The organism is Candidatus Clostridium radicumherbarum (genome assembly GCF_045310525.1).
Taxonomy (GTDB): domain Bacteria; phylum Bacillota; class Clostridia; order Clostridiales; family Clostridiaceae; genus Clostridium_AT; species Clostridium_AT radicumherbarum.
Genome location: NZ_JBJHZY010000001.1, coordinates 510,219 through 522,583 on the forward strand (window position 1 = coordinate 510,219; position 12,365 = coordinate 522,583).

General features: G+C 34.8%; 8 protein-coding genes. 7 read left to right on the forward strand and 1 reads right to left on the reverse strand.

Translation table 11 applies throughout. The features are described 5' to 3' along the window. Nucleotides 1–20: 20 nt before the first annotated feature. The 6 genes from ACJDUH_RS02500 to ACJDUH_RS02525 all read left to right on the forward strand — a co-directional run bounded on the left by ACJDUH_RS02500 (nt 21) and on the right by ACJDUH_RS02525 (nt 10,389). Nucleotides 21–362, forward strand: a complete 342-nt coding sequence (locus tag ACJDUH_RS02500) for a hydrogenase maturation nickel metallochaperone HypA/HybF (RefSeq protein WP_406763574.1) — start codon at nt 21–23, stop codon at nt 360–362. A gap of 485 nt (nt 363–847) precedes the next feature. Beyond that, the gene (locus ACJDUH_RS02505) at nt 848–3,928 is read left to right on the forward strand and encodes a glycoside hydrolase family 84 protein (protein WP_406763575.1); all 3,081 of its coding nucleotides are present in this window, start codon (nt 848–850) and stop codon (nt 3,926–3,928) included. A 329-nt stretch (nt 3,929–4,257) separates the two neighbouring features. Next, a complete protein-coding gene (locus ACJDUH_RS02510) occupies nt 4,258–4,698 on the forward strand; it encodes a MarR family winged helix-turn-helix transcriptional regulator (RefSeq protein ID WP_406763576.1) in 441 nt (146 codons plus the stop codon). A gap of 4 nt (nt 4,699–4,702) precedes the next feature. Beyond that, nucleotides 4,703–6,430, forward strand: coding sequence for an ABC transporter ATP-binding protein (locus ACJDUH_RS02515; protein WP_406763577.1), 1,728 nt, complete (start codon nt 4,703–4,705; stop codon nt 6,428–6,430). Between the two features lie 1,277 nt (nt 6,431–7,707). Further along, nucleotides 7,708–9,744: an ABC transporter ATP-binding protein gene (locus tag ACJDUH_RS02520; protein WP_406765001.1), complete on the forward strand. Its 2,037-nt coding sequence runs from the start codon at nt 7,708–7,710 to the stop codon at nt 9,742–9,744. A gap of 177 nt (nt 9,745–9,921) precedes the next feature. Then, the gene (locus ACJDUH_RS02525) at nt 9,922–10,389 is read left to right on the forward strand and encodes a MarR family winged helix-turn-helix transcriptional regulator (protein ID WP_406763578.1); all 468 of its coding nucleotides are present in this window, start codon (nt 9,922–9,924) and stop codon (nt 10,387–10,389) included. A 46-nt stretch (nt 10,390–10,435) separates the two neighbouring features. Here the strand turns inward: ACJDUH_RS02525 and ACJDUH_RS02530 are convergent, their stop codons facing one another. Beyond that, complete coding sequence (locus tag ACJDUH_RS02530) at nt 10,436–11,263, reverse strand: DegV family protein (protein WP_406763579.1); 828 nt, start codon at nt 11,261–11,263, stop codon at nt 10,436–10,438. A gap of 251 nt (nt 11,264–11,514) precedes the next feature. Between ACJDUH_RS02530 and ACJDUH_RS02535 the strand changes: the two genes are divergently transcribed. Then, nucleotides 11,515–12,312, forward strand: coding sequence for a Cof-type HAD-IIB family hydrolase (locus ACJDUH_RS02535; RefSeq protein ID WP_406763580.1), 798 nt, complete (start codon nt 11,515–11,517; stop codon nt 12,310–12,312). Nucleotides 12,313–12,365 lie beyond the last annotated feature (53 nt).

Below are 12,365 nucleotides of genomic sequence, written 5' to 3' on the forward strand. Positions count from 1 at the left end.
TCACTTAAGAGGTGATAAGATTGCATGAAATAGGAGTTTTGATAGGAGTTATTGAAACTGTTGAAAATATAGCAAGAAAAAATGCGCTAACAAAAATCGATACCTTAGTGCTTCAAATTGGGGAGCTTTCATCTATGATACCAAGGTATATTGAAGCCTGCTACCCTGCTGCTGTAGATGGTACGCTGCTTAAGGATACGAAGCTGAAAATTGAAATTTTGCCAGCTAATGCTATTTGTAAAAATTGTAATAAGGTATTTAATCTCCTTGAGAATAACAGCAAATGTCCAAAGTGCGGAAGTAAGAACTTAGATATATTATGCGGAAAAGAATTTATAATTAAGGAGATTATTGCCTTCTGATGGAGATTATAATGGTGACTGTAAAGCTTTGCACCAATCAGCAGATAATGGAGTGACATGGAAATATATAAAAGAAGTTCATAATAAATAGTTAACATAGGTTAATAAATATTTGGGATTATTTGCCGTATGATTTTTCTTAATATTGACAAATATAAACATTTTTAATATAATATTGGTAATAAGACAATTGATTATTTTGAATTAAATTTATGAGTCAACATGGCTGCATAATATTTATTGTATTGCATTTGTTTCAACAGAATAAAAATTGCGTGTAACTTCTTAAACAGAAGGCAAGAGCAAAAAGGGTAATGTACCCATTTTGCTCTTTTTTGTCTTTCTATTACTTACACTTATTTTATTTAGGGGGGTGATAAATGGAATATTTAACTAGACATAGAACTGCTTAAAAAAATTAAAGGCTTATATGATTACGGTTTTGGTCTAAGCTATTAAAAATTTGAAAAGGAAGTGTAGACGAATTGAATATTAAGTCTTCAAAAAGGTTCGTAAGCATTTTTGCAGCAACTGCCATGGTTTTAAGTCTAATACAGTTTCGACCTGTATTAGCAGTTGATGCCTTAAATTCCTCAGGCCAGTATAAATTAAGCATCTCACCAACACCTCAATATGTAAAAGAAAATCCTGGAGGGTTTGAGATAACTCCGAAGGTGGGACTGGTCATCAGTGATAAAACAGATCCTTATGCACTGCAGGTAGTAAAAGACTCACTAAAATCTTCTGGAGTAACAAGTGTAGAAGAAAAGAAAGCATCAGATCCACAAGTAAGTAATGAAGTTACAGTATGGGTAGGGGGACCTTCTGAAATTCCTGAGACTGATAAGATACTTGAATCTCTTGATATAGAAGGACCTGATAATCTTAAGGCAGAGGGTTATGTATTAGCAATTGGAAAAGACCACAATGGAAACAGAGATATAGTTTTGGCTGGTAAAGATAGTACTGGAACCTTTTACGCTGCCCAATCCTTTAGTCAGATTATAAGGGGAAATACGCATAATATATGGGTGCCCTGTGTTGAGGTGCGTGATTATCCAGTGATGCAATATAGGGGGGCAATAGAAGGTTTCTATGGTACTCCATGGTCACATCAAAATAGACTTGATCAGATTGATTTTTATGGAAAAATGAAGATGAATACATACATATATGCACCAAAGGATGACCCATATCACAGGGATAAATGGAAGGAACCATACCCGGCAGATAAATTGGCACAGCTTCAGGAACTTGTTAATAAGGCTAAAGAAAATCATGTTGACTTCAACTTTGCTATATCTCCAGGGTTATCTATTAGGTTTTCAAATGATGATGATTTTAAAGCACTAGTGAACAAGGCACAAGCAATGTATGATTTGGGTGTAAGAACCTTCTCTATCTTACTTGATGATATTGATTCAACCTTAAGGGATCCTCAGGACAAGGCAATGTTCGGAAATGACTCCAATCCACCTGCTGCAGCTCAGGCTTATCTTCTTAATAGATTTGAAAGAGAGTTCATCAAAACTCATCCTGGTGCAAACCCACTTGAAACTGTTCCTACAGAGTACTATGTAGCTAGGCATACACCATATTTAGACAGATTGGCTGAACTTTCTGATCCTGAAATTGTATTTATGTGGACTGGACCGGCTGTGGTACCTGCAGCAATAACAGCTGATCAGGCAAAAACCATAAAGGAAGTTTACAAACATCCTGTTTTAATATGGTATAACTATCCGGTTAATGATTACTGCAGAAACCAGCTGTTAATGGGGCCAGAAAAGGGGTTAGACCCTGCACTTTCTGAAAATGGAATAGTAGGTATAATCTCCAATCCAATGAATGAGGCAGAGGCTTCTAAGATTCCTGTTTTCACAATAGCTGATTATAACTGGAATCCAAAGGCATATAATTCCGATGATTCCTGGATGAGAGCAATGAAAGATTTTGGCCCTAACGTAGTTGACTCCTTATATACTTTCTCTGACAATGCAAGATCATCCATACTAAGCAGTCAAGAATCAACTTCACTAAAGCCCATTGCAGATGAATTCTGGAACAATTTTATGGATGCTGATTTAAATGCACTTAAAAAGACATCAAAAGCTTTAATAAATGAATTCCAAAAGGTACAAAAGGCACCATCAGATTTACGCAATAACCTTCAAAACAAGGGCTTCCTTACTGAAACAGACAATTATCTCACAAAGCTTGAGGCACTTGGAACTTCAGGAATAGCTGCAGTTAACATGATGACTTCACTTGCAAATAAGGATACAGAGTCTACCTGGAAGTACAGAGTTGAATTGGGGAAAGCATACAATCAGGCAAAATCAATTAATTTAGTTATAGGTTCAAAGGTTATAATACCCTTTATAGAGAAAGCGTTAAATGAATATGATAAAACTGTAAATACCGGCAAGGTAAAAACCTTCTCCACCATTGGAACCTATTCTGATTACACTCTTGATAAAATGACAGATGGCAATAATAATACCTGGTACTGGGCAGACAGAAACCCAAATACAGGGGATTACTTTGGAATAGACCTTGGGAAACCTACTGATATCTATACCATACACATTTTAATGGGAAAAGATACAAAGGCAACTGATTATATGAGAAATGCTGTTGTTGAATATTCTCTTGATAATGTCAATTGGACAGCACTAACAGGGCAGTTGAGCGTTCCTGATATAACCTTGAATAATATTTCTATAAAAGCACAATATGTTAGACTTAGATGTGCTAAGGGTTATACACCATACTGGATACAAGTAAGGGAGTTCTCAGTGGGAACAACCCCATTAGAAGTAACATCAACACTTTCTTCATATAACACCTATAACAACTATACTGCAGACAGAATGACAGATAACGATCCTAATACCTTCTACTGGACAGCAAGATCACAAAAAATAGGGGACTATTTTGGAGTTGACCTTGGAGAGCCTAAAGACGTTAAAACCGTTAATATACTAATGGGATCGCCCTGGAGAGATACAGACTATACAAAAAAAGGTGTTGTTGAATATTCCCTTGATAATAGTACCTGGACAGCTTTAACAGATACCCTCACTCAAAGAGAGATTTCATTAGAAGGCCTATCAATAAAGGCAAGATATTTAAGGTATAGAGCATTACAAGATGATTCAGATTGGCTGAAGGTACGTGAATTCTCAGTAAACCGTAAGGCTGGAGACATTGCCATAAGCGGAACTCCTGAAGGAGAAAAAGGTTTTGGTTTACTTAATATTGCAGACCGCGACATAGACACTGCATATAAGGCAGCTGTGTTACCGGCAGCTGGAGATAAGATTGTTCTTGACTTCCCAGCAGTTAAAACTGTTACTAAATTATTGATTCTGCAGGACCCAGAAGCTATATCCAACGCAGTTGTTGATGTAAGGGACAGCAGCAACAATGTAGTACAAATAGGGACTCTTTCGAAGGCATATAATAATCTTACTGTTGGCAAGGACATAAATCAAGTTATTATCAACTGGGTTAGTAACGGTGTAAAGCCTGTTATTTACGAATTAATTCCTACTTATGAGTAAATTATAATAGGCCAACAAATATTTGGATTGAGTCCTAGTAGGATACTTAGCTAGTTGTATAATTAATTTTGTTAAAAACGCTGTGATTAGTTCGAATTACTAACTCACAGCGTTTTTTGTGATGCTAAAAATTATTGTATAGACAGCAAATTTTTTAATATAAGTTATTTTCTTCTTCTAATTATCATCATTCAAAGGTTAATTTATAATTTATCTTCTAAAAATATATTGACTTGAATATGAATAATGATATAATTGTTCGTATGCGAATGAATCGAAAGCGAACAATTATGATACGAAATAATTTTGTAAAATAATAGGAGGGCAAAATGTATTTAAGTAATACAAATGTGGAAGCGGCAAGGCTTTTTTCTGAAGTAAGTAAAATTATAAAACAAACCATAAGGAAAAACTTTGTAGGTGCTGATGTAACCATTCCGCAAAGCATGGTACTTCATACACTATGTAAGTATGGAAAAATGAAGATCAGCGATATAAGTGAACAAATTCACCTAACCAACAGCACTGTTTCCGGTATAGTGGACAGATTAGAAAACCACGGACTGGTGGAAAGAACAAGAAATTGTGAAGACAGAAGAACAGTTTATGTAAATGTAACTAAAAAGTTCATTGACGAGTATAAAGGTCATAAGAAAATAGAAGAAAGCTTTTTGGATTTACTTAGTTCAGCTACTCCAGAAGAAATGGACAAGATAATTGATGGATTGAGCACATTAAAAAGAATATTAATTGACAGAATGGAGAGGTAACATTATGTTAAGACTTTACAGATTTTTAAAGCCATATACTATTATGGTTATAGGTGTTGTAATTTTAGTAACCTTACAGGCTTTAGGAGACCTTTATCTTCCTACTTTGATGTCAGACATAATAAATGACGGTGTTATGCAGGGAGACACAAACAAGATTTTTCATATTGGCGGTGTGATGCTTCTGGTTGCTTTAGGAGGAGTTATTTGCTCAGTTATTGCCAGCTTATTGTCTTCCAGGTCTGCATCAGGCCTTGGGGAAATTATTCGAAATAAAGTATTCAGGAAGGTTGAGAGTTTTTCACTACATGAATTTGATAAATTTGGTACTGCAACATTAATTACAAGAACCACAAATGATATCACACAAATTCAAATGGTTACCATTATGATAATGCGTATGATGATCAGTGCACCAATTATGTGCATAGGCGGTATTATAATGGCACTTAGAAAAGATGGGTCACTTACCTGGGTTTTAGGAGTTTCAATACCAGTTCTTATATTGGTTGTAGGAATAATAGCATCACAGATGATACCTCTTTTCAAAAAAGTACAGGTAAAGGTTGATAGAATAAATCTTGTCTTACGTGAAAAACTTACAGGAATCAGGGTTATACGTGCTTTTAATACAATAGACAAAGAAGCAAAGCGTTTTAATGAAGCTAATGTTGATCTTACAGAAAACTATATCAAGGTTAATAGAATTATGGCATTTATGATGCCATCCATAATGCTTATTATGAACTTTACTTCACTGGCAATTCTCTGGTTCGGTGGCAAACGTATCAGTGAGGGAACACTGGATTTAGGTGCACTTTCTGCATTTACTCAATATGCAATGCAAATCATGATGTCAATGCTTATGCTTTCAATGATGTATATCATGGTTCCACGTGCACAGGCTGCAGCAGCGAGAATTAATGAAGTACTTGATACTGTACCGGATATAACAGATGCAAAGAAAATTATGGACAAGTTTGAAGGCAGAGGATATGTTGAATTTAAAGATGTAACCTTCAATTATCAAGGAGCTGAAGAACCTGCTCTTAGAAACATTTCCTTTACTGCAAAACCTAATGAAGTCACTGCTATTATTGGAAGTACTGGCTCCGGCAAGTCTACATTAATAAATCTTATTCCAAGATTTTATGATATACAAAGTGGAAATATTTTAGTTGATGGTGTAGATGTAAGGGAGATTTCACAGGAAGACCTTCGAAAAAAGATAGGTTTCGTTCCTCAGAAGGCGGTTTTATTCTCAGGTACTATAGCTGATAATATCAGATTCGGAAATGATAATGCAAGTGACGAAGAGGTTAGGCATGCCGCTGAAGTCGCGCAGGCAGCTGATTTTATTGAAAATATGGATGGAGGCTATTCTCACGAAATCGCTCAAGGTGGTACAAATGTTTCTGGTGGTCAAAAGCAGCGTCTCTCTATAGCACGTGCATTAGTCAGAAAGCCTGAAATATATATTTTTGATGACAGTTTCTCTGCTTTAGACTTTAAAACAGATGCAAAGCTTAGGGCGGCACTTAAGAAGGAAACTTTGGATTCAACTGTGATTATTGTTGCCCAAAGAGTTGGTACAGTTATGGATGCAGATAGAATTATAGTTTTAGATGAAGGTTCTGTTGTAGGAATCGGAACTCATAAGGAATTACTTGAAAAGTGTGACGTTTACCGTGAAATTGTATCCTCACAACTTTCAGAGGAGGAAATAGCATGAGTGAAAACAGAGAAAGCAGTAAACCAGCAGGAGGCCGAAGGGGCGGACCAATGGGTGGAATGGGAAGACCTGTAGAAAAAGCAAAGGACTTTAAAGGCTCCTTCAAAAGGCTTCTAGGATATTTAAAACCACATAAAACTAAGCTCGCAATTGTTCTTATATTTGCTATTTTAAGTACTACCTTTACAATAGCAGCTCCAAAAATAACAAGTAAGGCAATGAATAAATTGCAAAATGCTTACATGGCTCGTAAGATGTTATCTGAAATGGCAAAGGGTCAAAATAAAGCAATAGATCAAATGAACAGCAAAATGGGAGATGTTGAAAAAGAAGCTGTAGATAAAATTATTGACAAAATGGCTGACGGTCAGAAAACAGCAGTAGATAAAATAACCACAAGTATGGGGGATGCTCAATCAAAAGCTGTTGATGAGATATATAAAAATATGGCAGTACAAGTGTATCAAGGTGTACTGACAGGACAGAAAACTGCCGTTGATAAAATAACTACTCAGATGGCAGCTGCTCAAAAGTCAATGGTTGATAAAATTAAGCAGCAAATGCAGCAGGCGCAGCAGGCAGCCCAAAATGGGATTCAGGTTCCTCAGCAAGACCCTGAGTCTTTGGCGGCCATTCAAAGCTTAATGCAGCTGCCCATGATTGATGCAACAAATGACAGAGCAACAAGAGTTAAAACTACTCTTCAGTTTATTGATATTCTTGAGGCTATGCCTGCAAATGGACAGATTGATAAGGCTTCTCTTGCACCATTAAAGGAATTATTGAATATTCAAATGCTGGACAAAGCTAAGGTAGGAAATGATAAAGTTACTGTAATCAAAAAATTCATGAGTACTGCAAAGAAGCTGCCTGGAGGCAGCAGCGCACAAAGCTCAATGAGTCTTACTACGGCACAAATGAATGAGGTGTATAATAAAATTGCCAAGATGACAGACTTTAGCGCTAAAACTTCAAGCTCAAATTCCAAGATGGATCAAAAGGCTGCGGATGCTGTAGAAAAATTGCTGAAGCTTCCATTGATAAACAACATTCAAGATACTGCAGAGAAGAAGAATACTTTAAATCAGCTAATTGATATATTCAAAGATATGCCTGATATGTCAAACAGCAGTAATACTTCAAGCTCTGGAAGCCAGATAAATAAGTCAGACCTACAGACTATTAAAGACTTATTGGCAGTGCCGGATATAAGCACAATTAATGATTCAAAAGAAAAGACTGCATCAGTAATCAAATTGGTTGATGTACTTGGTAAAATGCCTAAGGTGGACAACGGTTCAAGTACACAATCAAATGACACAATGAATCCTGAAGAGCTTAATAGTGTAAAAGAATTATTAAGTTTACCAATGCTAAACTCAATAACTGACACTAATGAAAAAGCTAAAGTTACAAGCAAAATGCTTGATATATTCGGCAGCATGCCGGAGATAGATACTACTAACAGTTCAAATTCAAAAAATAAAATAGATACAAAGAGTATAAAGTCAATTCAGGAGTTTATTGCACTTCCAAAGCTGGATACATTAACCGATGCCAATCAAAGGGCTGATGTAACTAAGAAAATTTTGGATTTGGGAAGTGAATTGACAAAGACCATGGATAATGCTCCTACAGATCCAAAAGATAATGTGAAGTTTACTGATGATCAAATAAAGTCAGTAATTACTGCAATAAGAGAAACAAATGGTGAATATGATTTCCACTATATTGGAATAATTGCGCTTATACTAATAGGAATGTATGTAATAAGTGCATTATTCAGCTTGACAATGGGTCTTGTAATGTCAGGAGTTTCACAGAAGACAGTCCGTGATTTAAGGAGAGAGGTAGACGAAAAGCTTGCAAGGCTGCCGCTTAAGTACTTTGATATGCATGCTCATGGTGATATTTTAAGCCGTGTTACAAATGACGTTGATACTATTGCAACTACTTTGCAGCAGAGCTTAACACAAATAATTACATCTGTTGTGTCTATAATCGGTTATATCATAATGATGCTTACAATCAGTCCTGTTTTAACACTTATTGTAATAGCTACTTTACCGCTGTATATTATAGCTACAGTTACTATTGCTAAGAAGTCACAGAAGTACTTTGCAGCTCAACAAAAGGAAATCGGCCTTATTAGCGGGCATGTAGAAGAAATGTACACAGGACATAAAATAGTAAAAGCTTTTGGACATGAAAAAGATTCAATAGAAGAGTTTGAAGCAATAAATAAAAGACTAAAAAATGCAGGCTGGAGAGCTCAATTTGTTTCAGGTATTATGTACCCGCTAATGAACTTTATAAGCAATATTGGTTATGTGGGAATAAGTATGGTAGGTGGTATTTGGATTACTAAGAGTATATTGGGTTTAGGAGATATACTTGCCTTTATTCAATATTCAAGATCCTTTACTATGCCTATAGTTCAAACTGCAAATATAGCTAATATAATACAATCAACTGTAGCTTGTGCTGAACGTGTATTCGAAATATTGGATGAAGATGAGGAAATTCCTGACAACAGTGATGCTGTAGTACTGAAAAATCCAAAGGGAGAAGTTGCCTTTGAACATGTTGATTTTAGATATGTAGAAGATGTACCTCTAATAGAAGACATGAATTTGGAAGTGAAACAGGGACATACAATTGCCATTGTTGGACCTACAGGGGCAGGTAAAACAACACTTGTAAATCTGTTAATGCGTTTCTATGAGATAAATGCAGGTAAGATATCAATTGACGGAATTAATATTAATGATATCAAACGAAGTGAATTGCGGAAGATGTTTGGTATGGTTCTTCAAGATACATGGCTGTACAATGGATCAATTAAAGACAATATAGCTTACGGTAAAGAAGAAGCTGCCATGGAAGACATTGTCCGAGCTGCAAAAGCTGCCCATGCTGACCACTTTATAAGAACACTGCCTCAAGGATATGATACAATCCTAAATGAAGAAGGAACAAATATTTCGCAGGGGCAAAAGCAGCTCTTAACTATTGCACGTGCAATACTTGCAGATCCAACAATATTAATTCTTGATGAGGCTACTAGTAGTGTTGATACCAGAACAGAAGTATTAATACAAAAGGCTATGGCTAATTTAATGAAGGATAGAACAAGCTTTGTAATTGCCCACAGACTTTCTACTATCCGTGACGCAGAGCTTATCTTAGTTATGAATAAGGGAAGAATTATTGAAATGGGTAATCACAAGGAATTGCTCAGCAAGGGTGGTTTCTATGCTGATCTATACAACAGCCAGTTCACAGGTGCTAACCTGGATAGTGAAGCTGTGTAATATATTTAAGATTAATTAAAAAGGTAAAATTAAGGTGACTCTATGCATATATAAGACCACGTATGCATAGGGTCACTTTTGATTTTATAATAAAATGTTTTTATATTGACTTATGATAAAAACTTTCCTAACATATATAATATATATGAAAAGTCTTTAAACCATCAGGAGGTCAAAATGGAAGTGAATAGCAGCACAGAGCAGTCAGCTAATGAATATATTGAAAAATTAATGATACTTTATAGAGCCCTACTAAAGGATTTTAACGAATACTTCATAGAAAAGACAAAGGAGTTTGGTTTTTCAGGTTCACAATGGTTTTCCATAAATGCAATTTATGAAAATCCAGGAATCAATCTTCAAGAATTAAGCAAAAAATTAAATTTATCAAAGAGTACTGTTTCGAGTTTAGTTGATAGATTAGTAGAGCAAGGATATATCATTCGAGAAATTCCTGAGGATAACCGTAGAATTGTAAAGTTATCCTTATCTAATTATTTTTATGAAAAATTCAATCTGAAAAATATTAGAAGTGAATATTTTGCTGATATTTCTAAAAATGCGTCAATTGAAGATTTAAAGGAAGTTGTAAATGGACTAGAAAAATTTCAGGAGCTTATCAATAAGAGTAAGTCTTTTAGATAAGCGTAATAAAGGCAGATGGTGGAGTATCTAAGAGTAATCTTACTTTTTAATAAAAGGATACAATCATACCACCTTTGCCTGCATAGGTTCCCATAGTTGCACCCATATAATTTATAATTACATCCTTGGGATTATATTTATTTATAATCTCATCTCTTAAATACTCTGCATCCTCAAGGTTATCTATATGAGTGATTCCAAACACCGTATCTTTAAAATCAGTTTTTCTTTCTCCAATTAATTCTATTGTTCTTTTTAAGAACTTTTTCTTACCACGGACTTTTTCAGTTAATTTTACTTTTCCCTCATCGTTTTCAAGTAAAACCTTGATATCAAGTACCTTGGCTAATGAACCTTGAAATTTGCTGAGACGGCCGCCTTTAACAATGTTTTCTAAGGTATCTAATAAAATTAATATATTTGAATGTTTACGATATTCCATAAGATATTCAACTATTTTTTCTATGGATAATCCTTCATCAGCAAGCTTTCTCGCTGCTATTAACTGAAGGCCATGAGCCAATGACCCTGCTAAGGTATCAAAAACAGTTACATCGACCTGAGACATATCTCTTCCAATGCAAGCTGATTGGTAAGTTCCGCTTAGCCCTGAAGATATTGTAAGGCAGAGAATTGGACCCTTACTAGCTAAAGTTTTAAATAAATCTGCAAAGGCTCCTGGCGAAGGTTGAGAAGTTTTTGGCAGCTCTTTAGAATTATTAAGCATTGTGTGAAAGTCCTGCGGCGTTAAATCAATTCCTTCTTGATATTCCTTACCATCAATGGTTATAGTTAAAGGCACTACGTGAATGTCATATTTATCAATAAGCTCCTTAGGTAAATCAGCAGAACTGTCTGTAACTAACTGAATCATCTTAATCACAACCTTACTTTTGTATTTTATAGGCATACTATATATAAATAATTTTCATTCTAAAATTTGGTATTATCTACTCTAATTATACCACTTATAGCATGAAATTTATCAATAGTGGACATGCATCTTAAAATAAAATATGTTATTATAAGATAGGAAAAATAACTATATACAATAAAGCATTATCTAAGAATTTTTTGCAAGACTGATGCTTTATTTTTTAATGCTATTATTTAAGGAGATTTAAAATGGGAAAAAAAGCAGTATTTTTTGATGTTGATGGAACTTTAATAGATTGTGTTAATGGAATGAATTACGTACTAGATTCTACAAAGGAAGCTATTAATAAAATTAAGAGAAATGGAGATCTAGCAGTACTAGCTACTGGAAGACCAAAGTCTTTTTTATACGATGAAATTACAAAGCTAGACTTTGATGCATATATAACCTCTAATGGTGCATATGTAGAACTTGATGGTAAAGCTATATACAATAGAACCATTGATAAAGAAACTATAGATAAAGTTATTTCAATGTGCCAAGTAGAGAATATGGACTATGTATTTGAGGGTCAAGAGCTTTCCTATTTTTCAGACTTTAACTCTAAAAATATAAAACAATTAGTAAGTGCCTTTTCTATACAAAAAAGATGCTTAACTGATAAAGCAGAAAGCAAAGATATTTCAGCAAATAAAATGGTATTGATTTTTGATAATGAAAGACAAAAGGAAATTAGTTTTGAGCTGCTTAAGGATCAGTTTACCTTTATGAGACACCCAGGTGAAAACTCCTATGATATATACTTCAAGGATTGCACAAAGGCAGATGGTATAAAAAGACTGATAGATTATCTTAACATTAAATTAGAAGATACCTTTGCCTTCGGTGATGGAATTAATGATATTGAAATGCTGCAAACAGTAGGCTGTGGTATAGCCATGGGTAATGCAAATGAAAAATTAAAAAAAGTTGCAAACTTAGTTACCGATGATGTTTTTTCTCATGGCATATATAACGCTCTTATTAGTCTTCAGCTTATTGCATAGGAGGCCCCTATCTGCCTAAATATGATTCTTTACCGATACTATAAGGTTCTAGC